This is a genomic window from Streptomyces sp. NBC_00400, from assembly GCF_036048035.1.
In the GTDB taxonomy this organism is placed as follows: Bacteria; Actinomycetota; Actinomycetes; order Streptomycetales; family Streptomycetaceae; genus Streptomyces.
Genome location: NZ_CP107940.1, coordinates 21,970 through 48,579 on the forward strand (window position 1 = coordinate 21,970; position 26,610 = coordinate 48,579).

General features: G+C 69.1%; 19 protein-coding genes and 2 pseudogenes. 9 read left to right on the forward strand and 12 right to left on the reverse strand.

The window, feature by feature from the left end; genetic code table 11:
• Nucleotides 1-103: 103 nt before the first annotated feature.
• Nucleotides 104-2,293, forward strand: coding sequence for a SpoIIE family protein phosphatase (locus OHS81_RS00105; RefSeq protein WP_328381239.1), 2,190 nt, complete (start codon nucleotides 104-106; stop codon nucleotides 2,291-2,293).
• A 790-nt stretch (nucleotides 2,294-3,083) separates the two neighbouring features.
• Here the strand turns inward: OHS81_RS00105 and OHS81_RS00110 are convergent.
• From OHS81_RS00110 to OHS81_RS00125, 4 genes are all read right to left on the reverse strand, one after another.
• Nucleotides 3,084-3,953: an NmrA/HSCARG family protein gene (locus OHS81_RS00110; protein ID WP_328390802.1), complete on the reverse strand. Its 870-nt coding sequence runs from the start codon at nucleotides 3,951-3,953 to the stop codon at nucleotides 3,084-3,086.
• A gap of 158 nt (nucleotides 3,954-4,111) precedes the next feature.
• Complete coding sequence (locus tag OHS81_RS00115; protein WP_328381241.1) at nucleotides 4,112-4,642, reverse strand: DedA family protein; 531 nt, start codon at nucleotides 4,640-4,642, stop codon at nucleotides 4,112-4,114.
• On the reverse strand, nucleotides 4,639-5,367 hold the full coding sequence (locus tag OHS81_RS00120; protein WP_328381243.1) for a class I SAM-dependent methyltransferase: 729 nt from the start codon (nucleotides 5,365-5,367) through the stop codon (nucleotides 4,639-4,641). Before OHS81_RS00120 ends, OHS81_RS00115 begins: the two co-directional genes overlap by 4 nt.
• A gap of 728 nt (nucleotides 5,368-6,095) precedes the next feature.
• Nucleotides 6,096-7,043 (reverse strand): LysR family transcriptional regulator, encoded by a 948-nt coding sequence (locus tag OHS81_RS00125; protein ID WP_328381245.1) that lies wholly within the window; start codon nucleotides 7,041-7,043, stop codon nucleotides 6,096-6,098.
• A gap of 353 nt (nucleotides 7,044-7,396) precedes the next feature.
• Between OHS81_RS00125 and dnaE the strand changes: the two genes are divergently transcribed.
• Together dnaE and OHS81_RS00135 are read left to right on the forward strand one after the other, a co-directional pair.
• On the forward strand, nucleotides 7,397-11,017 hold the full coding sequence (gene dnaE, locus OHS81_RS00130) for a DNA polymerase III subunit alpha (protein WP_328381247.1): 3,621 nt from the start codon (nucleotides 7,397-7,399) through the stop codon (nucleotides 11,015-11,017).
• Nucleotides 11,018-11,200: 183 nt separating this feature from the next.
• A complete protein-coding gene (locus OHS81_RS00135) occupies nucleotides 11,201-11,641 on the forward strand; it encodes a nuclear transport factor 2 family protein (protein WP_328381248.1) in 441 nt (146 codons plus the stop codon).
• Between the two features lie 128 nt (nucleotides 11,642-11,769).
• On the opposite strand, the gene OHS81_RS00140 is transcribed toward OHS81_RS00135, so the two are convergent.
• Nucleotides 11,770-12,363 carry an ArsR/SmtB family transcription factor gene (locus OHS81_RS00140; protein ID WP_328381250.1) on the reverse strand — a complete coding sequence of 198 codons (594 nt, stop codon included), beginning with the start codon at nucleotides 12,361-12,363 and terminating at the stop codon, nucleotides 11,770-11,772.
• Nucleotides 12,364-12,467: 104 nt separating this feature from the next.
• Between OHS81_RS00140 and def the strand changes: the two genes are divergently transcribed.
• The 3 genes from def to OHS81_RS00155 all read left to right on the forward strand — a co-directional run bounded on the left by def (nucleotide 12,468) and on the right by OHS81_RS00155 (nucleotide 15,023).
• Nucleotides 12,468-13,130: a peptide deformylase gene (gene def / locus OHS81_RS00145; protein ID WP_328381252.1), complete on the forward strand. Its 663-nt coding sequence runs from the start codon at nucleotides 12,468-12,470 to the stop codon at nucleotides 13,128-13,130.
• A 133-nt stretch (nucleotides 13,131-13,263) separates the two neighbouring features.
• Entirely contained in the window at nucleotides 13,264-14,235 is a 972-nt protein-coding gene (locus OHS81_RS00150) for an ATP-binding cassette domain-containing protein (protein WP_328381253.1), read from the forward strand.
• Complete coding sequence (locus OHS81_RS00155) at nucleotides 14,232-15,023, forward strand: ABC transporter permease (protein WP_328381255.1); 792 nt, start codon at nucleotides 14,232-14,234, stop codon at nucleotides 15,021-15,023. The genes OHS81_RS00150 and OHS81_RS00155 overlap by 4 nt, the downstream gene beginning before the upstream one ends.
• On the opposite strand, the gene OHS81_RS00160 is transcribed toward OHS81_RS00155, so the two are convergent.
• Both OHS81_RS00160 and OHS81_RS00165 read right to left on the reverse strand, forming a co-directional pair.
• Entirely contained in the window at nucleotides 14,950-18,138 is a 3,189-nt protein-coding gene (locus OHS81_RS00160; RefSeq protein WP_328381257.1) for an ATP-binding protein, read from the reverse strand. The genes OHS81_RS00155 and OHS81_RS00160 overlap by 74 nt on opposite strands.
• A gap of 134 nt (nucleotides 18,139-18,272) precedes the next feature.
• Entirely contained in the window at nucleotides 18,273-18,644 is a 372-nt protein-coding gene (locus tag OHS81_RS00165) for a hypothetical protein (protein ID WP_328381258.1), read from the reverse strand.
• Nucleotides 18,645-18,878: 234 nt separating this feature from the next.
• Here OHS81_RS00165 and OHS81_RS00170 point away from each other — a divergent pair, with 234 nt between their 5' ends.
• Together OHS81_RS00170 and OHS81_RS00175 are read left to right on the forward strand one after the other, a co-directional pair.
• Nucleotides 18,879-19,961, forward strand: coding sequence for an RICIN domain-containing protein (locus OHS81_RS00170; RefSeq protein WP_328381260.1), 1,083 nt, complete (start codon nucleotides 18,879-18,881; stop codon nucleotides 19,959-19,961).
• A 186-nt stretch (nucleotides 19,962-20,147) separates the two neighbouring features.
• A pseudogene (locus OHS81_RS00175) lies at nucleotides 20,148-20,297 on the forward strand (IS701 family transposase); the annotation flags it as partial.
• A 163-nt stretch (nucleotides 20,298-20,460) separates the two neighbouring features.
• Here OHS81_RS00175 and OHS81_RS00180 read toward each other — a convergent pair.
• The 4 genes and pseudogenes from OHS81_RS00180 to OHS81_RS00195 all read right to left on the reverse strand — a co-directional run bounded on the left by OHS81_RS00180 (nucleotide 20,461) and on the right by OHS81_RS00195 (nucleotide 24,088).
• On the reverse strand, nucleotides 20,461-21,600 hold the full coding sequence (locus OHS81_RS00180) for a GDSL-type esterase/lipase family protein (protein ID WP_328390803.1): 1,140 nt from the start codon (nucleotides 21,598-21,600) through the stop codon (nucleotides 20,461-20,463).
• Nucleotides 21,601-21,739: 139 nt separating this feature from the next.
• Entirely contained in the window at nucleotides 21,740-22,624 is an 885-nt protein-coding gene (locus OHS81_RS00185) for an IS982 family transposase (protein WP_328381263.1), read from the reverse strand.
• Between the two features lie 71 nt (nucleotides 22,625-22,695).
• Nucleotides 22,696-23,491: pseudogene (locus OHS81_RS00190) on the reverse strand (IS701 family transposase); the annotation flags it as partial.
• Nucleotides 23,492-23,503: 12 nt separating this feature from the next.
• A complete protein-coding gene (locus tag OHS81_RS00195) occupies nucleotides 23,504-24,088 on the reverse strand; it encodes a short chain dehydrogenase (protein WP_328390805.1) in 585 nt (194 codons plus the stop codon).
• A 291-nt stretch (nucleotides 24,089-24,379) separates the two neighbouring features.
• On the opposite strand from OHS81_RS00195, the gene OHS81_RS00200 reads away from it, so the two are divergent.
• The gene (locus tag OHS81_RS00200; RefSeq protein WP_443058627.1) at nucleotides 24,380-25,231 is read left to right on the forward strand and encodes a maleylpyruvate isomerase family mycothiol-dependent enzyme; all 852 of its coding nucleotides are present in this window, start codon (nucleotides 24,380-24,382) and stop codon (nucleotides 25,229-25,231) included.
• Nucleotides 25,232-25,309: 78 nt separating this feature from the next.
• Here OHS81_RS00200 and OHS81_RS00205 read toward each other — a convergent pair whose 3' ends face one another.
• Nucleotides 25,310-26,431 carry a M20 family metallopeptidase gene (locus tag OHS81_RS00205; RefSeq protein WP_328381265.1) on the reverse strand — a complete coding sequence of 374 codons (1,122 nt, stop codon included), beginning with the start codon at nucleotides 26,429-26,431 and terminating at the stop codon, nucleotides 25,310-25,312.
• Between the last annotated feature and the right edge of the window lie 179 nt (nucleotides 26,432-26,610).

Sequence of the window (26,610 nt, forward strand, 5' to 3'; positions counted from 1 at the left end):
AGGCCGGTGAGACCCTTGAATCAGGAGCGTCTGACGCGGTCTGGAAGCCCCGGCGCGCCGGACGGATCAGGTGCTGCCTCTCACAGACGACGGTGTAGTGCACATGGAAACCTCCGACAGCGACACCTCCGAAAGCGACACCTCCAACAGCGCAGGTGCAGCCGGCCGCGGCCCGGGGCCGGGGGACGAGTGGTGGCCTGCGAACCCTCCGATGCTGGAGCGGATCCTCGCCCTTTCCCCGGCGGGTATGGCCGTGCTGGACCGGGATCTGCGCTTTGTCTGGGTCAACACGGCTCTGGAGCGCCTCGGAGGCCTCCCCCGTGACCAGCGGTTGGGCAAGCGCCTGCGGGACGTGCTGCCGCTCTTGGACCTCAGGCTGGATGCCGAGGGGATCGAGTCGCGTACGCGGGAGGTGCTCGATACCGGCCGGCCCCTGGTCGATCACCTGCTGCGAGGCGGCACGAAGGCACACCCGCACCGGCCGCACGCCTACTCGCTGTCCGTGTTCCGGCTTCACGATGCCGCGAACCGGGTGCTGGGCGTGTCCTTCATCGTCCTCGACGTCACCGACCGCTGGCGGGCCCGGGAACGGCTCGCCTTGCTGAACGAGGTCGGAGCACAGACCGGCAGCACCTTGGACGTCATGCACACCGCACAGACGCTGGCCGACATCAGCGTGCCGCGGCTGGCCGACTTCGTCGCCGTCGACCTCCTGGAATCGGTGATACGCGGTGACACACCGCGTTCTGGGGCTCCCCTCCATCCGCCGCAGATGCGGCGTGCGGGCCAGCAGTCGATCCACGAAGGCGTTCCCGAATCGGTCGCGGCGACCGGGCAGGCCGTCACCTTCCATCCCGACTCACCCGAAATGCAGTGCATGCAGGACGGGCGCCCCCGCCTGGAAGCCATGCCGGGCGCGTCAACCAGCAGCTGGTTCGCCACCGACCCGGCCCGGACCGCGAAAATCCAGGAGTTCGGTTTCTGCTCCCTGATACTCGTCCCGATCCTCGCCCTCGGCGATGTCCTGGGCGTCGTCAGGTTCATCCGCTGGCAGCTGCGCGACCCCTTCGAGCAGGACGACCTGCTGCTCGCGGAAGAGGTCGTGGCCCGCGCGGCGGTGAGCATCGACAACGCCCGCCGCTACACCCGGCAGCACAGCACCGCGCTGGCCCTGCAGCGCAGCCTGCTCCCGCGCAGTCTCACCGGCGGCAGCACTCTCGATGTCGCCTGGCGCTACCTGCCCGCTCATGCCTCCGATGGCGCGGGCGGCGACTGGTGCGACGTGATACCCCTGTCCGGCGCCCGGGTCGCCATGGTCGTCGGAGACGTCGTGGGCCACGGGATCGACGCCGCAGCCACCATGGGGCGGCTTCGCACCACCGTTCGCACCCTGGCGGACATGGACCTGCCCCCGGACGAGCTGCTGGCCCACCTCGACGACCTGGTACTGCGCCTGATCGACGAGGAGCAGACCGCCGACCCGTCGATGACCCCCGCCGCGCTCGGCGCCACCTGCCTGTACGTCGTATACGACCCGGCCACCCGCACGTGCACCATGTCCCGCGCCGGCCATCCCCCTGCCGCAGTGATCACCCCGGACGGCTCGGTGACCTTCCCCGACCTGCCCGCGGGGCCTCCGCTCGGTCTGGGCGCCCTGCCCTTCGAATCCGCCGAGGTCGACATCGTCGACGGCAGCGTCCTCGCCCTGTACACCGACGGCCTGATAGAAACGCGCGACCAGGACATGGACCTGGGCCTTACCCGGCTGCGTACCGCACTGGCCTCCCCCGGGGCGCGGCTCGACGAACTCTGCGGAACCGTCCTGAACGACGTGCTCACCGGCCGTCCCGACGACGACGTCGCGCTGCTCCTGGCCCGCACCCACGCCCTCTACGAGGACCAAGTGGCCACCTGGGAGCTGGCCTCCCACCCGTCGGTCGTCGCTGACGCCCGCTCCCTGACCGCCGACCGCCTCACCGCCTGGGGACTGGACAGCCTGATCTTCACCTTCGAGCTGATCGTCAGCGAGCTCGTCACCAACGCCATCCGCTACGGCAACGGACACATCCGGCTGCGCCTGATCCGGCAGGATGCGCTCATCTGCGAAGTCTCCGACGCCAGCAGCAGCTCCCCCCGCATGCGCCACGCACGGACCACCGACGAAGACGGCCGCGGCCTTTTCCTCGTGGCGCAGCTGGCCCACCGCTGGGGCACCCGCTACACGACCGACGGCAAGATCGTCTGGGCAGAGGAACACCTCCCGGCGAACGGCGATCGGCATCGGGCGACCTGACCTCCTACCGAAGGGCGGTCACCTGGCACCGTCGCGGCCGGCGAGGGGCCCGGCAGCATCGTCTCCGTGGTGTGATGACCTCGCGTACACCTCCGCGGCCTGCAACAGCTCTTCCCCTCCCCCCGTAGAGAACGCACGGCATGACGACTCGAAGAGCACCGGCCGGACGGCAGCACTGGCTCAAGGTCGGGACCTGGGACACGGTCGCCGACGGGGGTCGACGGATCTGCGCCGCCTGCGGAACGCCCGTCCGCTCGTACCGGTACCGCTTCCATCCGCCCGGGTCCGCCGTGTTCGAGCGGTGTGTGGGACTCGCCTGGTGTTCCGGTCGCCGGATCTACTCCGGCCATATGGTGCACGTCCCCCGGAAGCGAGTCCTCGTCGACGCCTTGGCTTCGCTTCCCCGTGAGCAACGGGAACGCTTCACATGAGATGCCCGAACTGAGCAGCCCTCAGGGAGCCGACATGGTGGTCCGGTCCCTGATCACCGGACTCGGCGTCGCCTGACGCGGCCGGGCCGCCGGCGTCCGCCCGCCGACGGCGGACCATGGGCAGGTTGTCGCGCTGCCGTACGAGGCGCCTGCGGCGTCCCCCTGACGTACCGGCGCGGCCGGCCGCGGGGGCCTTTCGATCGCGGTGCCGCCGCAAACCGCCTGGTCGCGCGCTTCCTTGATGTGACGTCAGGCGGGACGGCGGTGTGTGTGCCCACTACGGGCGCCGGCGCGATGCACCCTCCACTCGTCGGCGCGAAGGCCGCCGGCCACCGGCCACCAGCCACCGGCCACCACGATCACGCCTGCCACCGACTCCTGCGCAGGTACTCGGCCAACGACAGCATCCCGGGATGCACCGCACGCAGCCGACTCACATCGGCTTCATAGCCGGTGGTCTCGAACCAGCGGTGCATCGCGTACATCTCCTCGCCCTGCTGCGCGCGGAAGTCCTCCCAGGAGATCCCCCGTACCTCCACCTTCCGCTGCAGGACGCCGGCGAAGGCCTCGGCCGTCTGTGCCATCGACAACTCGTCGCCGGCCAGGTCCACCGCGCGTCCCTTCCACTGTTCGGGCCGGCTCAGAGCCAACAGGCACAATGCACCGACGTCCGCCACGCTGACCTGCTGCACCGGCCGGTCCGGCGACAACGGCGTCACCAGGGATCCTTCCGTGATCTCCGGCCGCCGGGACTCCCAGTTCTCCATCAGGAACACCGGCCGCAGCACAGTGAAAGGAACGGCACTCTCCGCCAGGTATCGCTCGACCTCGTACTTGCTCTCGAAGTGTGGAATACCGGTGTTCTTGTCGGCGCTGCCCACCGAGCTGAACACGAAGTGCTCCACGCCCGCCTGTGCCGCAAGGTCCACCATGAGCTTGCCCTGCCGCACCTCGCCCTCGTAGCCCGCCTCGAAGAACTGCGTGACGCAGAACACCGCGTCCACGCCCGCCAGAGCGCCGCGCAACGACTCCGCGTCCCCCAGATCTCCGGCCACCACGTGCGCACCCTGATCCGCGAGGGCACGCGCGGCCGGCTTGTCCGGATGGCGGGTCAGAGCCCGCACGGGCCGGCCCGCCGCGAGCAGATGACGAGCCACGGCCCCGCCCTGCTGTCCGGTGGCTCCCACTACCAACACCACACCGCGCGGCTCGTCCACATCAGACATCATCGACACCCATCTCACGACACGCTCCGGCGTGACCACCCGTTTCGCGACCACGGCCCAGGCCGCCACCTGCAGCGACGGCCCATCGGTACCACCAAGCCACCGGCCGCCAAACCCGGGCCGTCGTGCCACAGCGGCACCCCGGCGGGCGGTTCCGACGGCTATGGCCCTCCGATCACGGAGAGGTGCTGGAGGGAGAAAGCCGCTGTGTAGCCCGCGCCGCTTTCCGCGCTCGCCCACGCGACCGAGGCCAGCGCACTGTACGGGGCGATATGGCGGTACGGCAGGCCAACGACGCCGGCCAGGTGCGGGGCGAGGGTCCGCATCACAGGCACAAAACGAAAGATCAGGAGGGTTTGGCCGGCGCGCTTGTCCATGAGGGTTTCGGCTCGCTGCCACGCCGAGGCAGGAATGCGGCGGCCGAGCTTCCCGGTACGGAGGCGATTACCCAACAGGTAGCCGGTTCGATGGCCAAGTGCGTCCCCGATCATGACAGCGCCGGCGGCGACCGCGATGACACACAACAGATTCATGCCGCCGGTACGGGCCAAGGCTCCCGCGGTGAGCATGAGAGCGAGAGTGGGGATGACGGCACCCACGAGCAAAATGGACTCCGCAATGATTGCCGCGGCCAGCACCGTGTAGGCGGTGGCAGACGGAACCTGACTGAGCAGACCGGGGAAGGCATTCATCGCTTTATGTCCGGCTGGAGAGGCAATACGCCGGAGGCTTTGACAGCTTCGAGGGGTCGGCGCAGTTGCCACACCTGCGCGGGCGGCAGATTTCCCCATACGGTCCAACAACCCGTCGCGTACCGGTGGTGATACTGGTTCAACAGATCTTTTACGTCGCGTTGGCGGCGGGCTTCCGGGCGGGAGGTCAGAAAGGTGCGGACGAAGCGACTGCCGCGATAGGAAAAGTAAGTGAGCGTGCCCCCGGGTCGGAGCAGGTGAAAGTAGTGGCCCATGATCTCCTCAACCTGCCGGGGGGAGAAGTTGGAGAACGGCAGGCCGGAGACGATCACGTCATAGCGGCGGTCGGTGACGAGCTGTTCAACACACAGGTGATGGACGCGCACTTGCTCCTGCTTTTCCTGCAAGTGCGGGTAGCCGCGAACCAGGTGACGCAGGTGCGCGGCGAAATGGGCGTTGGCTTCCACGATGTCCAGGCGGCTTCCCCGAGACATCCGGGGAAGCAGGACGCGTGTGACCGAGCCGGTACCCGCCCCTACTTCCAGGACATTCGAGATCCGCGGCGCTCGTTCACGCAAGGGGGCAGCCAGCAGGCCGGCCAGCGACTTGCTGCTGGGGGCGATGGAACCGACCGTGCGATGATTTCGTATCGATTCAGCCAAGAATGCCCAGCCTGCGGTCGCACGCTGAGCCCGGGCGTGATCGTGAGGGGTGTTTTCATTCATGAGGAAAGGAAATACCTAAGAGGATGCGAGGCGGCCGTGTGCATCAACCGCCGTTTGAGGGACAGGGGATCAGGCCTTGCTGACAAGGGGAGTTCGAGTTCTTGACCGGCAGAATTCTTCGTCTTTACCTGGCCGTCCGGGGACGGGTCTCGGGGTACGCTCCGGCGGAATGCGTCAGGCGGGGGATGCAACGGCCGACTACGCGTTCCCGCAACACCGGCCGTGGTTCTGGGGCGTGGTCAGTGCCACCAGGGCGCGAGGACGGAGAGGTCGGCCAGGGCATCGGCGGGGATCTCGCGGCGGGTTGAGGGGGTAGCGGGGAAGCGCGGGGCGCCCTGCAGGGCTGCCGTGGGGGGCATGCGAACTCCTGGATCGTGGAAAACGTGGGGAGGCTTCGACGTCCCCATCCTCGAATGCACAGGTCAGTGCCGTCCTCCCCCACAGGGACTCATCAACGGACTGACCTGAAGTGCCACGACTGGCTCCCACGTCATACTCCGGAGGGACGGCCGTCCGCTCCGGGAACTACGACCTCGTGGGAAACAGCTGGTCGTGCTGGTCGTCGGAGGTGATCGACACGATCGCCCGGAAGTTCCGGACCGGTCACAGTGCGCCCATCTGTCAGGCACGTAACGGCAACTGACGGGGCGTCTCCAACCGGCCCGCGCAGGTGGCCCGGCGGCCAACGAACCGTCAGGGCCTGTCACCAACGTCCCGGGACAGCACACCTAGTTCGGCGGTGTGGCGTCCTGGGCCCACTTCGGTGTCCAGGTCCCGCTGTCGGGGCGGCCCGGGTATGCGGAGGTGAGGTGGTGACGCAGTGCGGTGAGGGCGGGGTGCGGGTTGTCGGTGCGCCAGATCAGTGAGTGCGGGTAGACCGGGGTCGGGTCGTGCAGGGGGATCCGCCGCAAGTCGTGGCCGGCAGGCCAGACCAGCGGAGTCTGCTCGCTGACGAAGGTCGCCAGTGTCGAGGAGTCGGCGATCGTGTCGAGGAGGTGCTCGATGCCGAAGTTGGGGCCGATGGCGTCGATGGTGAGACCGAATGTGGCGGCGAGTTCGTCATAGTAGGCGGCCCATTCGGTGCCGGGCAGGTTGCCGGGCATCCAGATGCGGCGCCCGGCGAGCTGGGCGGGAGCGATCGCGCGGGCGGCGGCGAACTCGTGCGCCGGTCCGGTGAACAGGTGGAGCGGTTCGTCAAGGACCAAAGTGGCCTCGATTCCGTCAGGGAGCTGCCGGCCCGGCATGGTCACGGCGCGGAAGGTCGCGTCGATCATCCCGTCCCGGACGGCGGCGATGGCCGTGTCGGAGTCGAACAGGGTCACGACATCGAGATCGGTCCCGGGATATGCGCGGTGGAAGTCGCGCAGCAGGCCCGCCACGGAGAGCCGGCGGCCGATCACGTCGACGCGCAGCGCCCGGCGCCCTGGCCGCACGGAAGCGGCTGCCCGTTCCTCGGCCTGGAGGAGGGTCCGGGCGTAAGGCAGGAACGCCTGCCCGTCGATGGTCAGCCGGGCTCCGCGGGCCGTACGGCTGAACAGCTGCACACCGAGGTCCTTTTCCAGCACGGCGATGCGCTTGGAGACGGCCTGTGGGGTGATCGACAAGTGGGCGGCGGCTTCTTGGAACTGTCCCGCGTCCACGGCGGTGACGAAGGTGCGCACGGCGATGAGGTCCACGCCGGCCATTCTAGGTGGACAACCATTCGTTGAGTCCGGTCGGTGAAATGGTTGTTTGATTCCGGTAGTCCTTGCTCGCTTTGATGTCTCTGGTCAACGTGCGGTTTCGCAAACAGCGCGACAGGAGGCGTGCTGCCCGGCAGCCGGGTGGCTGCGGACCTGCACTGCAAGGGCTCGGACGGATTGCGCGCGCGGCCGGTTCGGCCCCTTGGCCGACCCGTCGGCGCGACCGCACCGCGACGGGTCGGGCCGTCCGCCCCTCTGCCACTGCCGGTGCGGACGGCCACCGCCAAGGCCACCATCGCGTCTCGGACCGGGATGGGGCTCCCTACTCACCCCGGAGGCGACCACTCATGCCGGATTCCTTCGTGCACCTGCACAATCACACCGAATACTCCATGCTGGACGGCGCACAGAAATTGAAGCCGATGTTCGCCGAGGTGGCCCGGCAGGGGATGCCCGCCATCGCCATGAGCGACCACGGCAACATGTTCGGCGCCTACGAGTTCGCGCAGGTCGCGAAGGGCTTCGAAGGGATCAGGCCGATCATCGGCATCGAGGCGTACGTGGCGCCCTCCTCTCGCTTTGTCCGGAAGCAGGAGTTCTGGGGGCCGGGAGGCCGTCGCGCCACGAGCGCGGACGGTGAGGGGTCGAAGGATGTGTCCGGTGGCGGCCGCTTCACTCACATGACCATGTGGGCGCGGAACGTCCAGGGCCTGCGGAACCTGTTCTGGCTCAGCACACAGGCCAGCTATGAGGGGCAGTTCCCTGCCGGAAAGCCGCGCATGGACCGGGAGTTGATCGCGCAGCGGCCGGACGGAGTCATCGCCACCACCGGCTGCCCCTCCGGCGAGGTCCAGACCCGCCTGCGGCTGAACCAGTATGACGAGGCGAAGGCTGCTGCCGCGGCCTACCAGGAGATCTTCGGCCGCGAGAACTACTTCCTGGAGCTGATGGACCACGGTCTGGACATCGAACGTGAGGTGCGTGAGGGCCTGCTGCGTCTGGCCGGGGAACTGAACATGCCCCTCCTGGCCACCAATGACGCGCACTATGTCACCGAGGACCAGGCCGACGCTCACGACAGCCTGCTGTGCATCGGTGTCGGCAAGAACAAGGACGACGCGGGCCGCTTCCGTTTTCACGGCTCCGGCTACTACCTCAAGAGCGCCGCCGAGATGCGCGGTCTGTTCTCGGAGCTTCCGGAAGCCTGTGACAACACCCTGCTGATCGCCGAGCGCATCGAGTCCTATGACGAGGTCTTCGACTACGTCGACGAGATGCCGCAGTTCCCGGACGTGCCCGAAGGCGAAACGCAGGAGTCGTGGCTGCGCAGGGAAGTCCTCCAGGGGCTGGCGATGCGCTACGGGCACCCGGTCCCCCGGCACATCGTGGACCGCTTCGAGACCGAGATGTCGGTCATCGGCCCCATGGGCTTCAGCTCCTACTTCCTCGTCGTGGCGGACATCTGCCGCCACGCCCGGGAGCACAAGATCCCGCTCGGTCCGGGCCGGGGCTCGGCCACCGGTTCCCTCGTCGCCTACGCCACCCGCATCACCGAGCTGTGCCCCCTGGAGCACGGCCTGCTGTTCGAGCGGTTCCTGAATCCCGAGCGCATCAACCCGCCGGATGTGGACCTCGACTTCGACGACCGCCAGCGCGACCGGATGGTCCGCTATGTCACCGAGAAGTACGGCGAGGAGTACACCGCCATGGTGAACACGTTCGGCAGGATCAAGGCCAAGAACGCGATCAAGGACTCCTCGCGCATCCTCGGCTACCCCTATGCCCATGGCGAGCGGATCACCAAGGCGCTTCCGCCGGACCAGAACGGCAAGTCCGCCCCGCTGGCCGCCGTCTTCGACCCCTCCCACGAGCGGTATGGCGAGGCCGGCGAGATCCGGCAGATGTATGACAACGAACAGGAGGTGAGGCGGGTCATCGACACCGCCCGCGGGGTGGAGGGCCTCACCCGCGGTACCGGTGTGCACGCCGCGGCGGTGATCCTCTCCAAGACGAAGCTCACCGACCGCATCCCGCTGCACATGCGTGCCTCGGACGGCGTGAAGATCACTGGCTTCGACTACCCGTCCTGCGAAGACATGGGTCTGATCAAGATGGACTTCCTGGGGCTGCGGAACCTGGGTGTGATCGACCAGGCGATCGAGAACATCCGCGAGAACCGGGGCATCAGTCTGGCCACCGTGGATCCCCTGGACGGCGACCCGTCCACCGTCGTGATCCCGCTGGACGACGCCAGGACGTACCGGCTGCTGGCCGAGGGCAACACCTTCGGTGTCTTCCAGCTCGACGGTGGCGGCATGCGCGTGCTGCTGAAACAGATGGAACCCACCCGGTTCGAGGACATCGCGGCGGTCAACGCCCTCTACCGGCCCGGCCCCATGGCGGCCAACGCACACACGCACTACGCGCACCGTAAGACCGGCCGCCAGGAGATCACCCCGATCCACCCCGAGCTGCGCGACGCGCTGGAGCCGATCCTCGGCAACACCTTCCATCTGCTCGTCTACCAGGAGCAGATCATGGCCATCGCCCGGGAACTGGCCGGGTACACCCTCGGCGGCGCCGACCTGCTGCGACGTGCGATGGGCAAGAAGAAACCGGAGGTGCTGGCCGCGGAGTGGGACAAGTTCCACGACGGCATGCGGGGCAACGGGTACAGCGAGGGAGCCATCAAGGCTCTGTGGGACGTCATGCTCCCGTTCTCCGGCTATGCGTTCAACAAGTCCCACACCGCCGGCTACGGCCTCGTCTCGTACTGGACCGCCTATCTCAAGGCCAACTACCCGGCCGAGTACATGGCCGCCCTGCTGACCTCGGTCGGCGACGACAAGGACAAGGCCGCGGTCTATCTCGCCGACGCCCGCAAGAACGGCGTCCGGGTCCTCCAGCCCGACGTGAACGAGTCCGTGGCCGAATTCACCGCCGTCGGTGACGACGTACGGTTCGGGCTGCGGTCCGTGCGCAATGTCGGCGACCACGTCATCGAGGCCATCGTCGATGCCCGCCGCCGGAAAGGGAAATTCACCTCCTTCTCCGACTTCCTCGACAAGGCCGGCCTGCCCGCACTGAACAAGCGAGCTGTGGAGTCCCTGATCAAGGCCGGCACCTTCGACTCCCTGGAGCATTCCCGCAAGGGCCTCACCGCCGTCCAAGAGAGCGCCATCGACGCCATCATCCCCGTGAAGAAAGCGGCGAGCTTCGGACAGGACGATCTCTTCGCCGGCCTGGGCGGCGCAGCAAGTGGTGAAGGAAGTGGCGAAGGAAGCAGCGGACCCGCCTTCGGTCTCGACTTCCCGATCGACGAGACAGAGTGGCCCCGCAGACAGCTCCTGGCGACCGAACGCGACATGCTCGGCCTCTACGTCTCGGCCCACCCGCTGGACGGTGCCGAGCACATCCTCTCCGGCGCCCGGGACTGCTCCCTCGCGGAACTGCTCGCCTCCGGGCGCACCACCGGGGAGGTGCGGCTCTCCGGGCTGATCACCGGTATCCAGCTCAAGATGACCAAACAGGGCAACGCCTGGGCCATCGTGCACCTCGCAGACCGTGATGCCGGCATCGAAGTACTCTTCTTCCCCGCCGCCTACCAACTCGTGCAGCACGCGCTGGCCGAGGACAACGTCGTCTCCGTCAAAGGCAGGTTGGCGGACCGGGACGGAACCGTGAACGTCTTCGGCGGAGAACTCGCGGTACTGGACGTGTCCTCCGCCGAGCACGGCGGGAAACCCCCCGTGCGGCTCGCCCTCCCCGCCCACCGGATCACCGAGCAGTCCGTCAGGAGTCTGAAGCGCATCCTTGCCGACCACCCGGGCGACAGCCCGGTCCACCTCAGCGTCCGCGGCGCACACAAGACGACCGTGTACGCACTGCAGGCCACGGTGGACGCCTCCACCCTCGCATCCGACGTGAAGGGCACGTTCGGAGCCGAGGCGTGGGCGGGACCGGCATGATGCCGGGGAACGGCCAGAGCGCCACTGCATCGTGGAGCGGCCGGCAAGCCCGTTCATGACGGGGTTGGCAGGCTTGACGGGCTGCACCACCAACGGTCTTTGCGGAGTGGACTGTCCTGACCAGACACGGGGGTTGTTGCCCACGAGCTCGGTCCCTTCCGGCAGGCGGTAACGTCGCTCGTGATGGCGATCGCCCTGTTCGTCCGGCCCCTCACCGAGCAGGAGGCGAAGATGGAACCCGGCCTCGCGACCGACGAGCGACTACGCGGTGTCCTCGACGATCTCGTCCGTAGGGAACCGCTCTTCCACCGGCCCGAGTTCGGAACGACAAGGGCCGATTTCGAGGCCATGACAGCGCCGGATTTCTGGGAGACAGGAGCGTCAGGAGAGTGCTACAGCCGCGCGCATGTGCTCGATGTCCTGGAAGAGCGCTACAAGGCCCCGCCGGCCGAGGAGTGGGAGGCGTCCGGCTTCCGCTGTCAGGAACTGGCCGCAGACGTCTATCTGTTGACGTACACCTTGATCCTCAACGGACGGAGAACACGGCGGGCAACCATCTGGCGACAGGGGGCCGACGGCTGGACGGTTCTCTACCACCAGGGAACCGTGGTTCAAGATCCCTGAGCGTCGGGCAGGCGGTCGGCCCACCTGGATCAGCAGCTCTGACGTCGGAGTTGACGCCCGCCCGTCCCAAGCCGGGGCAATAGCGCGGGGCCACAAGCACACACGCGCCGCGGACGGACCTCGGACTCTCAGCCCTCGTCCGCGTCGTCCGCCGGGTGGGGAAGCAGAGGGAACAGCCGGGCGATCAGGGCGACCGGCCGGGCGCCCTCGGGGCGAGCCAGCGGCCGGTGGTCGCGGTCCTGATAGGGGGCGAGTGCCCCTCGGATCACCGCTGCCATCCGGCTCATCTCCTCGGGTGTCAGATAGGCGACGGCACTGAACGCTTCATCACGGCGCCACTCGGCCGGTGCCTGCTCCCGCCGGTCGAGCCAGTGCTGCCAGCTCTCGTCCTCCAGACCGCGGGCGAGGTCGCCGAAATCCTCCGTGGACGTGTCGGATGTGTCGGACGCGTCGGACGCGGCAGCCGGCCGGCTCAGACGCCAAGGACGTGCGCGGCCTCCCCTGTGAGGGGCTTCTTCGATGTGGCCGTGGCGGGCGAGCTGCCGTAGATGGAATGAGCAGAGTCCGGAGCTGTAGCCCAGCCGGGCGGCCGCTTCGGTCGCCGTGACGGCGCCGACCTCGGCAAGCAGGTCGAGCAGGGCCGTGCGGACCTCGTGCTCGCGCAATCCCTCACCGACCGTGGAGGGACGGCCGGCCGGGCGGTCGACGTGTTCTTCAGTCACTTTGCAAAGTCTGCTACTTTGCAAAGAACTTCGCAACCAGCCGTACTCCACGCCGACTTCGGCTTGCCGCTGCCGCCTTGGCCCCACACGAAGGAAAGACCACGATGCCCCTCCCTCCCGAGCAACCTCGCGGCGCCGACCGGCGGGTCCGTGTCCAGGGCGAGCCGGTCGGCTCCTGTCCGGCCCTGCCTCCGGAAGCCGGCCGGGGCTCGGTACGCCGGATCACGAGGGTGGGCGAGGAAGTCCTCAACCGTCGATGCCGTGAGGTGACCGAGTTCGGCACCGTCGAGCTGTCGGCGCTGATCGACGACATGTTCCTGACCATGTGGGTGGCCGACGGCGCCGGCCTGGCTGCCAATCAGGTCGGCGTCGACCTGAGCCTTTTCGTGTACGACTGCCCGGACGACGACGGAGTCCGGCATGTCGGCCACATCGTCAACCCCGTTCTCGACCAGCCCGAGGCCGGCCACCGCCGACTCGTCGACGACTTCGAAGGGTGCCTGTCCGTGCCCGGTGCTGCCATGGCGGTCCCGCGGACCGATCGTGCCGTCGTGCGTGGCTTCGACAAGGACGGCACTCCCCTCGTGATCGAGGGAATGGGATATTTCGCCCGGTGTCTGCAGCACGAGACCGATCACCTCCTCGGGCATACCTATCTCGACCGGCTCTCCCGACGGGACCGCCGCGACGCACTGCGACAGATGGACGACCGCTGCGCGGACGTTCTCGCCCGGCGGGAGGTCAAAGCCGCCGGCCTGGGCCGGTGAGCCAACGGACAGCCGGGCGCGACCGCCGTCACCAGAAGGGCCTGAAGGGCCCGTCCGGGGGCAACCGCCGGTTTCAGGGCGCTGAAACCCTCCTGAAACCGCGCTGAATGTGCCCTGCCGCAATCTCTGCGGCATGACGACACCGACATCGCGCTCACTCGCCATCGCGGCCAAGGGGCTCCGCAAGGCCTACGGGGACAAGACGGTCCTCGACGGCATCGACCTGGCGGTGCCGGCCGGCACCATCTTCTCCCTGCTCGGCCCGAACGGCGCCGGCAAGACCACCGCCGTCAAGATCCTCTCCACCCTCGTCACCGCCGACGCCGGCGATCTGCGCGTCGGCGGCCACGATCTGGCCGCCGACCCACAGGCCGTGCGGGCAGCGATCGGCGTCACCGGGCAGTTCTCCGCCGTCGACGGCCTGATCACCGGCGAGGAGAACATGCTCCTCATGGCGGACCTGCACCACCTCTCCCGCCGCGAGGGCCGTCGTACCGCCGCCGAGCTGCTGGAACGCTTCGACCTGGTGGAGGCCGCGAAGAAGCCCGCCGCCGCCTACTCCGGCGGCATGAAACGCCGCCTCGACATCGCCATGACGCTGGTCGGCAACCCGCGGATCATTTTCCTCGACGAGCCCACCACCGGCCTCGACCCGCGCAGCCGCCACACCATGTGGGGGCTCATCCGCGAGCTGGTCGCCGGCGGCGTCACCGTTTTCCTCACCACCCAGTACCTGGCGGAGGCCGACCAACTCGCCGACCACATCGCGGTGCTGAGCGACGGCAAGATCGCCGCCGAGGGGAGCGCCGATCAGCTGAAGCGGCTCATCCCCGGCGGACACGTCCGGCTCCGCTTCACCGACCCGACCGCCTACCGGACCGCCGCCATCGCGCTCTGCGAGGTGACCCGGGACGACGAATCCCTCGCGCTGCAGATCCCCTGCGACGGCAGCCAGCGCGAACTGCGCGCCCTCCTCTACCGGCTGGACTCGGCCGGTGTAGAGGCGGACGAGCTGACCGTGCACACCCCCGGCCTCGACGACGTGTTCTTCGCCCTGACCAGCAGCCCCGGCCTCCCCAACCGGCCCAAGGAGGCTGTCCGATGAGCTCCCTCTCCCTCGCCGTGCGCGACTCGTCCACGATGCTGCGCCGCAACCTCCTGCATGCACGGCGCTACCCGTCGCTCACACTGAACATCCTGCTGACGCCGATCGTCCTGCTGCTGCTCTTCGTCTATGTCTTCGGCGACGTGATGAGTGCGGGCATCGGTGGTGGCGGCGCCGACCGCTCCGAGTACCTCGCCTATCTCGTTCCGGGCATCCTGCTGATGACGATCGGCGCCACCCCGGCCGGCACCGCGGTCTCCGTCTCCATGGACATGACCGAGGGCATCATCGCCCGCTTCCGTACGATGGCGATCCACCGCGGGGCGGTGCTCATCGGGCACGTCGTCGGAAGCGTGCTGCAGGCACTCATCAGCGTGGCCCTCGTCGGCGCCGTCGCCGTGGCGATCGGCTTCCGGTCCACGCACGCCACGGCCCTGGACTGGCTGGCGGCGTTCGGGCTGCTCGCGCTGGTCGCCGTGGCGTTCACCTGGATCGCCGTCGGCATGGGCCTGGCCGGCCCGAACGCCGAGGCGGCCAGCAACAACGCGCTGCCGCTGATCATCCTCCCACTCATCTCCAGCGCCTTCGTCCCTATCGACGCGATGCCCGGCTGGTTCCAGCCGATCGCCGCATACCAGCCGTTCACCCCCGCCATCGAGACCCTGCGCGGCCTGCTGCTCGGCACCGAGATCGGCAACAACGGGTGGATCACGGTCATCTGGTGCCTGGGCCTGGCCACCCTCGGGTACTACTGGTCGAAGTCGCTGTTCCACCGCGACCCGAAATAAGCGCGCGGGCCGCCTCCGGCAGCTCGTCCCGCCCCAGAGCGGCGTACTCCGACACCGCGTCGGCGTACGCCGCCCGGCCGGCAGCCTCCGCCGCCTGCCGGGCGCGGGCCGCCGCCATCGTCGGCTGGAACTCGCGCAGCACCCGCAGGCGTTCGGCCAGCGCGATCATCCGTACGGCACCGGCGTCGCCGGACGCGAGCCCGGCCATGCCGAGCGCGTGCAGCAGCGTCCCGAACACCGGGAGCTCCACGGGCGTACGGGACCGGCCGGAGAGCAGCGTCCGCAGCCGCTGACGCAACTGAACGACCAGCTCTGCGACGGGCTCAAGAAGGCCGGCGTGCGCGTGCGCCGTCACCGCCGCCGCCTGCATCTGCAGCGCCCACGGGTCGAGCCAGGGGTCGCCGCCGTGCATCGCGCCGACCTCGGACATCCGCTCCACGGCGCTGCGCCACAGCCCGAGCCCGGCCTCCGTCAGCCCGCGGGCGAGCGCGATCTCGGCGCGCGCGCCGAGATCAGGGCTGTAGAAGGCATCCTGCTGTGGGGTGTTGTCACCCTCGGCCTGCCGCAGCCAGTGCTCGGACTCGTCAAAGTCGCCGCGCTGCAGGCAGGCGAGGGCGAGGGCCGAGCGGATGCCGATGTAGTCGTGCGTGTCGCCGAGCCGCGGCAGCGCTTCGAGCGCCGCCTTGAGGTGCCGGTACGCGGCCTCGCCCTGCCCCGTCCGCAAGCACAGCTCGCTCAGCCGGGAATGGCCCATGAGCTGCAGGGACGGGTTGTCGACCGGTGCCAGTGCGGTGGTCATCCGGCGGGCCGAGGCGAGCGCGCGGTCGATGTGGTGCTCGTACTCCCAGATGTAGGTGGCGACGCATTCGGCGATGCCCGTGACAAGCGGCTGCTCGCTGTCGCAGAGCTGGTGCAGCACTTCGTAGTCGGGCGGCAGCATCTCGGGGACTGCGCTCAGCACTGCCGCGATGGCGCACAGCGGCGTGTCCGGCGGGGCCGGAGGCAGCCGCCGGAGGGTGACGAGCTGGCGGGTGACACCGGCGTGCGGGCCGTAGTCCATGAGCAGGCTTGCCATGCACAACACCGTTGCCGCGCGAACAACTTCGACGTACTCGGGCTCGGGACGGTAGTGCGACAGCGGCCGGCCGGTGTCGGCGGCGAGGGCGGCGAGGCGGGGGTAGTTGGAGTCGGTGGACCACAAGGCGGCGAGGACGGCGGTGACGGCGGCGGTGGTGGGGCCATCCTTACGGGCCAGGGCGTACCGCAGAGCCGCCACGAGATTGTCCTGCTCGGCTCTGATCCGCTCCCAGGCGGTCCGCGGTTCCGAGCCGAAAACCCAGTCGTGGTACGCAACCCCGAAGTCCCTGGCCCAGGAGAGGAATCGGCCGACGGCCTCCTCTTCCCCGCCCGCCTCCGCGCGCCGGGCCGCGCTGAACTCCCGTACTGTCTCCAGCATCCGGAACCGCACGCCGACCGGAGTGTCGGCGACCCTGAGCAGCGACTGCCCGGCCAACTGCTCCAGCAGAAACAGTGCCTCCTCGCCCAGCACCTGTTCCGCCGCTTCGCCCGAGAAGCCACCGGGGAAAACGGACAGCGTGCGCAGCGCCGCCCTGGCGTCCGCGGTGAGCAGGTTCCAGCTCCACTCCACGACCGCGTGCAGCGTGCGATGGCGCTCCGGCGCATCACGCACCCCGCCGCGCAGCAGCGCGAACCGGTCGCCGAGGCGGCGGGCGATCTCCGGCACCGACAGCACCCGCACCCGCGCCGCGGCCAGCTCCACGGCGAGCGGCAGCCCGTCGAGCCGGCGGCACAGCGCGGTCACCGCGTCCGGCGGCAGCTCCACGCCGGGCCGGGCGGCGCGGGCCCGCTGCCCGAACAGCTCGACCGAGGTGTCCAGGCCGAGCTCCGGCAGCGCGTAGACCGCCTCCGAGGTGAGGCCCAGCGGTGCCCGGCTGGTGGCGAGCACCCGCAGGTCCTTCGAGGACGAGACCAGGGCCTGGACGAGGGCGGCGGCGCCCCGGATGACGTGCTCGCAGTTGTCCAGCACCAGCAGAGCGGGCCCGGAGCCGAGCGCGCCGAGGATGCCGGTCAGCGGGTCGGCCGAGGCGTGACCGCTCACGGCGCCGTGCCGCCCCTCGCCCGCCCCGAGCGCGGAGGCCACCTCCGCGGCCACGTCCTCGTCCGCGGTGACGCCGGCGAGCGGCACGACATGCACCACGCGCTGCTCGGCCCGGCGGCTGACGGCGTACGCGAGCCGGGTCTTGCCGAGACCGCCGGGGCCGGCGACGGTGACCGCGCGGGAGGCGCGCAGCAGCCGCGCCACTGCCGCCATGTCCTCGTCCCGCCCCAGCAGCGGGTTCGGCTCGTGCGGCACGCCGTGCCTGACCACACGTGCCTCGCCACGCAACAGCTCCTGCTGTACGGCCTTGAGCCCGGCGCCCGGATCCGTGCCGAGCTCGTCGCGCAGCTGACGGCGGTACGCCTCGTACCGTGTCAGCGCGGCGGACGGGCCCGCCGTCGCCGCCTCCCCGCGCAGCAGCTCGGCAAGCAGCTCCTCGTCGCGCGGATGCTCCGAGGCGGCGATGGCCAGCGGTCCGGCGGCCTCTGCGTGCCGCCCCAGGCGGGCGAGCGCGAGCGCCCGCGCGCGTACGAGCCTGCCGCGGACGGGGACACACTCGGCGCGCAACGCGGCCACGGGGTCGCCGGCGCCGGCGTCCCCGTCAGAGGTGCCCTCCCACAGCGCGAGCCCGGCCTCGGCCGCGGTCAGCGATCCCGCGTGGTCCCCGGCCCTGGCCCGGTCCGCACTGGCGGCGGCGTGCAGCAGCAGGGCGGAGCTGTCGACCTGATCGTCGGCGAGGGCGAGCCGGTATCCGCTCGGCGTGCTGACGAGGACGCCGGCGCCCAGCCGCGCCCGTGCCCTGGACACCAGGACCTGCACCGCCTTGCCCGGCCGCTCCGGCACCGCGTCCGGCCACAGCCCTTCCACCAGCCGTTCGGTGCTGCAGCCCGTAGGCAGATCGCCCGCGAGCAGCGCGAGCAGGCCACGGAGCCGGGGCGCGGTGACCTCCTCTCCGCGATAGGCGACACGCGGCAGCAGGGTCAGGTCGGTGGTCACCCCTGCAGATTAGCCAAGGCGCTGGCGCCCGAACTCGCGTCATGGGCACGGCTCTTGCCGCGGACCGGACCGGATGCTCCCGTTGCGGCCGGACACTCGTTGCGGGCCGGCCCCCAGGGTCCGGGGGGTGCTTGTCAGCCGACGAACCCGCGAATGAATATCCCGGGATCGGGCGACAGGTCGATCGGTTCCAGCGTCGCGTCGTCCTCGGTCCACCAGACGGCGGGGACATCGGGTGCAACCTCCCGTAGCAGCCGGTGCACGAGGCGAGCGGGTTCGGCGAGGGGATCCTGGTCGGGGAAGCGGAGGACCTGGTGTGCGATGTCCCAGTCGAAGGCCAGTGTCCGGTCATCGAGGGGGATGTCCATTTCGAGGACACCGTCGCGTCCGTCTCCCACGGCGCTGCCGGGCCACAACCTGGTGATGGTGCCGACCAGTTGACCGGTGGAGAACGGCCAGAAGGCGCCGTTCGGCTGGTCGGCGCTGACGAAAAAGCTGGATCCCACCGTGTGTCCTTCCGGGATGGTTCAGGGTTGTTCGGCCACGACTCTCGCGAGTACGTAAGGCGGCGGCCGGGCCTCCCGATGGCATCCGGTCGAGCTGAGGATCATTCAACCGCGCTTCGCCTTGCACCCCCCGAGGGCGGCGCACTACTCAAAATCGGCGGCAGCCGCGATAGTGCGGTCAACAAGGTGGGATGCACCACCAACACCGCAGTCGGACAGAGGGGTTGCACTGGTATGAAGCCGCCCAGATCAGCGGTCTTATCCACAGCAGTCTTATCCACAGCGTTCACCATTCTCATCGCCACGCTCGGTATCACTCTGGGCCTCGTCGCCGCCCAGACCGGTATCGCGCAGGCCGCAGACAACTGCTCAGGCCTGTCCTGCCTGACGTTCACGTCGGTCAACGGCGGACGGAACCTGGATGTGCAGAACGGCAACACCGGAGACGGCGTCTTCATCGTCACCAACTCCGCGCCGGGCTACCACCAGAAGTGGGACGCCCGCTTTCAGGGATCCGATGCGTCCTTCGCGCTCGTCAACGGCGACACCGGCAAGTGCATCGAGGCCGGGCTCCCGCTCAAGCAGCAGTCCTGCTCCGGCTCTTCCGCGCAGCGGTGGTACTTCCAGCCCGTCAACGGCGCCACGGACACATTCATGATCCGTAGCGCCGGGGACAACAAGTGCCTCGACGTGGTCCGCGCCGCGCAGTACGAGGACGCCTGGACGCAGACGTATGGCTGCAACGGCACCAAGGCCCAGCAGTGGATAATCCCGAGCAGCGCAGGCGACGCGGCGCTCAAGGCCGCCGTCGACTACGCGTCGAAGCGCTGCCAGAAGGACAGCTCCACCTGTTCATGGGCCAAGGGCTCCCAGGCACCGGCCGAGCCACTGCCGAAGAAGTGCGTCTCCCCCGTCTGGTACAACGGCACCGAGGCGCCGGTGCCGTGGACGTTCTCCCTGAACACCTCCACCGGCTGGTCGAGCCAGCTCGGAGTGACCTTCACCTCCGGCCTCGGAACGGGTGCCGCGAGCCCCGTGCAGACCAGCGTCAGCCTCACCATTTCCGGTCAGGTCACCTATGACGTGCGGGAAGACCTCGGCAACAGCCTGACGATCACCGTTCCGTCGCACCAGTACGGGTGGGTGGCGCTGTCGGAACTGGCGACCAAGGTGACCGGTGAGTGGACCTTCGACGCGAGCGGGTTCCCGTGGAAGGCGAGGGACACCGTCACCGTTCCGCTGAAGAGCGACGAGCAGGGCAGGTCCAGCATCTACCTGGCTCAGACCAGCCCGAACTTCACTACCTGCAACGACTGAACCGGAATACCGGAATACCGGGAAAAGGGTGGGCTCGAGCGACCGCGACCGAGCGGGCCCACTCCGCTCTCAGCGATGCAGACCTACGACGCCACCGCGGCAGCGTCCTGCCCCTGACCCTGCCCCTGCCCCTGCCCCTGCCCCCTAATACTGCAACCGCATGTGGCGTGATGTGTGGTGCCGCGGCGTGAGCGGGCGCTGGACTACCTCGATGGGCTGGTCGCGCCGCTGGAGAACAAGAACGGCTGGATCTTTTCCGAGCAGGTCGGGCAGCTGCGTCCCGATGGTGTCCAGCGTCTGCTCAACCTCTCTGACTGGGACGAGGAAGGATCCCGACCGGGCGGCGCTCGCGACAACGTCGCCCTCGTCGTCGTCCGTCTGTGACCGTCCGCCGATGACCCCGGCCCCGCCGGCCCGTCAGCGCCTCGTCACGGAACTGCAGCGCCACGGCCTACCTGGCTCCGCACCCACACCCAGCGCAGGCCCGGAGCCAGGGTGGTCAGGCGAACGGACCGCCGTCCACAAAGGCGTGTGCGGCGAAACGCTTGCCCATCCGGCGGTACGCGGCGGCGGTGGGATGCAGGCCATCGGACAGGTCGGCCACCTCGTCGGGCCCGAGCAGTTCGCGTCCGTCGAGATAGTGCAGATGGGGATCGTGCGCCCGCCGGGCCGCCACGATCCGGGCCAGCTCGGCACGCACCACAGTCAGCGACAAAGCCCCACCGCTCACGTCCGCCGGGTCACCCAGGGCCGTGATCTTCCCGTCTGCACCCATCGCGACCGGACCGGGACGCTCCTCGAACGTCGGACAGCTCACCGGGGAGATCAGCAGCAGCGGAGTCTCCGGGTGTCTCTCCCGGATCGTGTCGAGGAATCCGTGCAACGCCGGGCCGAACGACCGCTGCCGAAAGGCGGCCAGGCCCACGATGTTGATTCCCACCTTGAGGCTGATCAGGTCGGCCGGAAGATCGCGGATCGTCCGGGCGACGTAGGGATCCAGCACCTCGTTGCCCGCCTGGCCGAGATTGATCACCTCCACTCCCCCGAGCGTTGCCGCCACCACCGGCCAGGTGCCGGTCGGGCCGTCGGCCTCCAGGCAGTGGCTGATGGAACTGCCGTAGTGCACCCAGCGGCGTCGCCCGTCCGGCAGCGGTGCCAACACCTCGCCGTCGGCCCGCAGGCCCACCAGTTCCGTGGGGGTCTGCTGCGGCAGCCACAGCTCGACCTGCTTCATGCCGGCCGGCAGCCCGCCGAACCGGACAGTCCCCGGTTTGCCCGGGATCAGTCGCTGCTCGGCCCCGGGGCCCGCCATCCGCAGCACGTTGCCCAGCGGCGCCTGCTGCCGCCCGAACGGCACGCCGTCCACCAGGAGTTCCATCATCCCGGTCGGGCGGGGTTGAGGTTCGGTGTCGAGCTGCCCCGTGGAGGTGAGTACGTCCAACTCCACCTCACACGCGTCGGTACGGAACACCAGCCGCACCCCCGAGGGCATCAGGGTCACCCCGTAGACCGAGGGATCCTGGTACTGCGCCTTGGTCCACGCCGGCAGCCGACGCGGCATCACCCCTGCCTCCGTGGTCTCCAGATCCAATGCCCCCCGTAACTCCACCGGTCCGCCGACCAGCGGCACTGCCTTCATCCCCACCGTCACCGCTCCTGCTCCTTACGTCACCTGATAGCTCGTCCGGCATAGCCATGCCTGGTACCGGCACGCCAACCGGTGGGGAACAACCGCGACCAACGCCCCTTCGCAGCCTAGATGAATGAGTCCGATGTTCTCAGTGGTCGTAGGCGGTTAGGGATCGTTTGGCTCGGGCTCCGGTGGTCCAGTTGTGCCAGATGGCGGCTGCCAGGGCGAGAAGGCGTTGGCCGGTGCGGGCGAAGACCCCGGCCGGGGTTCTGGCTCCGTGCTGTTCCAGGCTGAGCTGGCCTTTGAGAGTGTCGAAGACGGCTTCGATCCACTGACGGCTGCGAGCGAGGCGGCCGTGCCGGACGGGTTCGCCCCTGCGGTCCGGCCGGACCAGATGGACGCCGAGCTGTTCGGTCAGGAAATTCTCGAAGTCCTTCCCGGCGAAGCCTTTGTCCGCGAGAACCACCTGCCCGGCGCGGAGGAGGTGGTGGTCGCGTTGGAGAAGCGCGGTCATCACCTCCCGTTCGCCGAGCTTGGGGTGGGCCAGACACCAGGTGACGGGCATGCCCTCGGCGGTGGTGACCAGGTAGAGCCGGAATCCCCAGAAGAAGCGGGAGTGGCTGCGGCAGAAGCCGTATCCGGCGTGGCCGGCCAGCTCGGAGCGTTTGACGGTCTCCCTTGATGCGGCGCAGGGCAGAGGTGTGGAGTCGATCAGCCTGAGGTCGTCGTGCCAGGTCGGCACCTGCCTGGCCAGGGCTTCGATCACCTGGGAGATCAGCGGACCGGCCGCGTTCAAGCGCTTGTTATAGGCGGATTGCTGGGGCAGGTAGCGGAACAGGTGAGGCAGCCGGGCGTGCGCGAAGCGGAGCCAGTGCCGGGCCGAGGGGAAGCCGAGCAGAACCTGCGCGACCGCCAGGCACAGCAGCTCGGCGTCCGTCAGTTTGGGAGGTCGCCCGATCCGGCGACAAGGCGCCACATGGTCGTCGATGAACACGTACAGTGCCGCCAGAAGGGCGTCCAGGTTTGTCGTCACACACGAACCAACGGGCGCCCTTCGCCATGGTCGCGGCCAGCACAAACATCGGACTCATTCATCTAGTGCTCACCGTGCGCGCCCCGCCCGCCCGAGATGCGCTTCCAGCGTTGCCGCGGCAGCGCGGCGACCGGGGCAGCGCGGCGACCGGGGCATCGCGGCGACCGGGGCATCGCGGCGACCGGGGCATCGCCCCGGACCTCGGCCCAACCGATCGTGATCACCGTGTCGTTGACCTTGGTGGCCAACACATGCGCAATCCGGCGTTCCTCCAGCCAGCACCGCGTGTGCTCGGCCTGGCCGTATGCCTCGTCCGCGGTCACCCACGCGAACGGCACCCCGGCGTCGACGGCGCGTTGCAGCATCAACCTGAAGTGCTCGTTCTTGGTCACGAAGCCGACCTCATCGTCGATGCCGGCTGCCCGGCAGCGGTCCCGGTCATCGGTCCAGGAGACCGGGAGGTAGAGCTCGCGGTCGATCAGCGCCCGCCCCCTGGCCGAGGCGTAGGCCAGAGAGGTTCCGATCTGACAGTTCTCCCGGCGGCCGGCAGTGCCGGTGTACTGCCGCTGGACCCCGGCCGACTTGGTGCCCTTCTTCAGGAAGCCGGTGTCGTCACAGATCAGGACGCCGTCCGGGGGGGCCGATCGTCTCCACGACGAAGTCCCGCACATCGTCACGGACTTTATCCTCGTCCCCGTCAGCGAGGTTGAGCAGACGCTGGACACCGTCGGGACGCAGCTGCCCGACCTGCTCGGAAAGGGGCCAGCCGTTCTTGTTCTCCAGCGGCGCGACCAGCCCATGGAGGTAGTCCAGCGCCCGCTCACGCGGCTCGGACCTGCCAAAACGGTGGGCAAACCGGGCATGCAGCCCGGCTGGACGTCACGGACGAATGATCTGCCCTTGCGCGGCGCCTTCCACGGCCTCCACATACACTCGGGCCACTTCGGAGACGGGAGTGCCGTCAGCCCCGTTCATGCCCATGCTTTCCAGGGTCTCCTTGATCCAGCCAGGGCTGATGAGGTTGATACGCAGGCCTCGCGGCAGCTCGTCGGCCGCGTTGCGGACAAAGCCTTCCAGCCCGGTGTTGATGAGGGCCCCCAGCGATCCGCCCGCCAGAGGAGCGGAAAAGGTGCCCCCGGTCAAGGTGACCGACCCACCCTCCCGGAGATGGCGCACGGCTCGCCGGGCCAGCGCGACCTGTCCCAGCAGTTTGCCGCGTACTCCGGCGGCGATCTCCTCGTCCGACACCGACGGCAGGTCCACCAACGGGCCGCCGGCGGCACAGCACACCACCGCGTCGAAGTCCGACGCCTCCGCGAACAGCGCGTCCAAGGAGGGCGGATCCCCCAGATCCGCCTTCACCGGCCCGCTGCGCGACGCCTTCACCACCTGATGAGAGGCCTCCAATGCACGGACGACGGCGCTGCCGACCGTCCCTGTCGCCCCGACCACAAGTACCTTCATGCCGTCGATCATGTCAGCGGTGGCATCACGAGCGCCCGCATTATTCGGCGAGGAAAGACCGTGGTGGCCGTGGTGGCCGTGGTGCGAAGCCCATGGTCTTGTCGCAGCCTCGGTTGCCTGGTCTCCTGTACTCCCACAATGCTCCCGGCGGTCCCGTGGTCCCCGCGGTCCCCGTGGTCAGCAACGCCGCACCGACTGCGGCCGCCCGGTAGCGCAAGCACCAGGCACAGGACCGGGGACAGGGACGGGCAGAGGCACGGGCGCGGGCACGAGACCGAGGAGTGGAACGGCGTGGAATCGGTGACTGGGCATGAGGTACCGGGCGCACTGCCCGACGGGCAGGGCGTACCGGGCGCGCTGCCCGACGGGCTCGCTGCGGCCATACGCGAGACCGCCGGGGACATCGCCGCGCTATTGCGCCGGGGCGCCGACACGGGGCTTCCGGTGCCCGGGTCGGAGTGGAACGTCGGGGAGGCGGCAGCGCATCTGGCGCAGGCCAATGAACTGATGGCCGACATTGCGGCCGGACAGGCACGCAGTTACGGGGACGGCACCCCGCAGAGCCTCGCCTCGGCCAATGAGCAAGCACTCGCCGAGTTCGACGAGCGAAGGGCCGAGCCGCTGGCCGCGATGATCGTGGCGCAGGCCGATGCTTACCTGAAGGCGTGGGACAAGGGCCCCACGGAAGAAACGGTCGTCACCCCGCTGGGCCCGATGTCCCCGGCCGTGCTGGGGTCGTACCTGCTCACCCACATGCTTGGCCACGGTTATGACCTCGCCCGTGCACTGGGCCGTCCACACATGCTCGACCGCATCCGGGTCGGCCTGACCCTGCCGTTCCTGATCACGGCCATGCCGCGGGTGACCGACACCTCGGGTACGGCCGGGCTCACCGCCGGCTACGCGATCCGCTTGTGGAGTGGTGCCCGCTTCGGCGTGACGGTGACCAACGGTGCGGTATCCGTTTGCTCATCGCCACCGGCCCGCCCTGACTGCACCATCCTCATCGAGCCGGTCACCTTCCTCCTGATGGCACTCGGACGCCGCGGCCAGTGGAGCGCCCTCGCCCGGGGCCATATCCTCGTCCGAGGCCGCAAGCCCTGGCTCGCTCCGCGCTTCCCGGCTCTCTTCAAGGCACCCTGAACCCGGCGAACAGCGCGCGCAGCACTCGGCCCGGTCGCGCACACGCTCTGTCTTCCCCTCCCCCTCCCCCTCCCCTCCTTATCTCTTCTCGTTCTTCTGCTCCTTGTTCTGCAACGCGTTCACCAGTCCGGCAACGAGGTGGGCCCGCTCGGCCATGGCGTCGACCACCAGGTACTCGTGGTCGGCGTGGGCACCGCCCCCGACTGCTCCAAGGCCGTCAAGTGTGGGCACCCCCAGCGCGGCCGTGAAGTTGCCGTCGCTTCCGCCACCGACTGCCTTGCCTTCGAGGTCAGGAAGCAACTGTTGTGCCACCGCGAGGAGCTCGGCCGACGCCGACTCGGGCATCGGTGGTCGGCTGACAGCTCCCTGAACCGTGATCTGCGCCTCATCGAGATGCGGAGCCAGTGCCGCGAACGCGGATTCGATGCGTTCCTTCTCGCCGGCCGACTCGACCCGGACGTCGACGATGACGGTCGCCTCGGCGGGAACGACGTTGTCCAGGGTTCCCACGGACGCGACGGTCGGGGTAACGGTCGTACCGATATCGGGGCGGCTGAGCGCTGCGACATCCAGTACTTGGCGGGCGGCTTCGATCAGGGCGTTGACCCCGGCCGCGGGCTCCAGGCCGGCGTGCGACGCCCGGCCCGCGATGGAGATCTGGAACGTGCCGCAGCCCTTGCGGCCGGTCTTCAAGGCTCCGCCATCAGCGGCCCCCTCCAACACGAGCACCGCGCCACAGGCAAGGGCTCGTTCTTCGAGGAGAGCGCGAGAAGAACCGGAGCCGACCTCTTCGTCCGCGGTCACCAGGATCTCGACGCCCGACCGGTCATCGAGCGTCGCCAGACCATGAACGGCCTGTACCAGCCCGCCAAGCATGTCGAAGACCCCGGGGCCGGTGGCATGCCCGCCTTCGACCCCGAACGGGCGGCGTTCAAGGGTGCCGAGCGGAAACACCGTGTCGTGGTGACCGAGGATCAGCACCGCAGGATCGCCGCCGCCTGCCCAGTGGACGTGCGGCCCGGCTGCGCTCTCGACGAGGACGGCCCGCCCGCCGAGGCGGTTCTCCAGGATGGCCGCGACAGCTTTGGCCGATGCCGTCAAGGCGTCGAGATCGCGCGAAGGGGACTCGGTTTCGACGAGTGTCCTCAGGTCCTCGAGCATCGCGTCGACACGTACCTGGACGGTCTTGTGCGTCGTCATAGGGCAAGGGTAGTCGGCGCGCCGTGGCGGACCGGCGCCGTTGGCGAAGGGCGCCGGTCCGAGGGGCGCCGGGACGGGGCAGGCTTGTGGGCTGGTGTGAGCGTGGTCTGCGGCGTCCGTACGCAGCGCCGTACCGCCCAACCGAGCCCAACCGACCCCAACCGAGCCCTGCCGACCCC

Coding starts and splice junctions, on each gene's coding strand:
- dnaE (WP_328381247.1), top strand. CDS start 7,397: ATGCCGGATTCCTTCGTGCACCTGCACAATCACACCGAATACTCCATG.
- OHS81_RS00150 (WP_328381253.1), top strand. CDS start 13,264: ATGACGACACCGACATCGCGCTCACTCGCCATCGCGGCCAAGGGGCTC.
- OHS81_RS00135 (WP_328381248.1), top strand. CDS start 11,201: ATGGCGATCGCCCTGTTCGTCCGGCCCCTCACCGAGCAGGAGGCGAAG.
- def (WP_328381252.1), top strand. CDS start 12,468: ATGCCCCTCCCTCCCGAGCAACCTCGCGGCGCCGACCGGCGGGTCCGT.
- OHS81_RS00180 (WP_328390803.1), bottom strand. CDS start 21,600: ATGAAGGCAGTGCCGCTGGTCGGCGGACCGGTGGAGTTACGGGGGGCA.
- OHS81_RS00105 (WP_328381239.1), top strand. CDS start 104: ATGGAAACCTCCGACAGCGACACCTCCGAAAGCGACACCTCCAACAGC.
- OHS81_RS00110 (WP_328390802.1), bottom strand. CDS start 3,953: ATGATGTCTGATGTGGACGAGCCGCGCGGTGTGGTGTTGGTAGTGGGA.
- OHS81_RS00195 (WP_328390805.1), bottom strand. CDS start 24,088: ATGAAGGTACTTGTGGTCGGGGCGACAGGGACGGTCGGCAGCGCCGTC.
- OHS81_RS00205 (WP_328381265.1), bottom strand. CDS start 26,431: ATGACGACGCACAAGACCGTCCAGGTACGTGTCGACGCGATGCTCGAG.
- OHS81_RS00120 (WP_328381243.1), bottom strand. CDS start 5,367: ATGAATGAAAACACCCCTCACGATCACGCCCGGGCTCAGCGTGCGACC.
- OHS81_RS00170 (WP_328381260.1), top strand. CDS start 18,879: ATGAAGCCGCCCAGATCAGCGGTCTTATCCACAGCAGTCTTATCCACA.
- OHS81_RS00155 (WP_328381255.1), top strand. CDS start 14,232: ATGAGCTCCCTCTCCCTCGCCGTGCGCGACTCGTCCACGATGCTGCGC.
- OHS81_RS00115 (WP_328381241.1), bottom strand. CDS start 4,642: ATGAATGCCTTCCCCGGTCTGCTCAGTCAGGTTCCGTCTGCCACCGCC.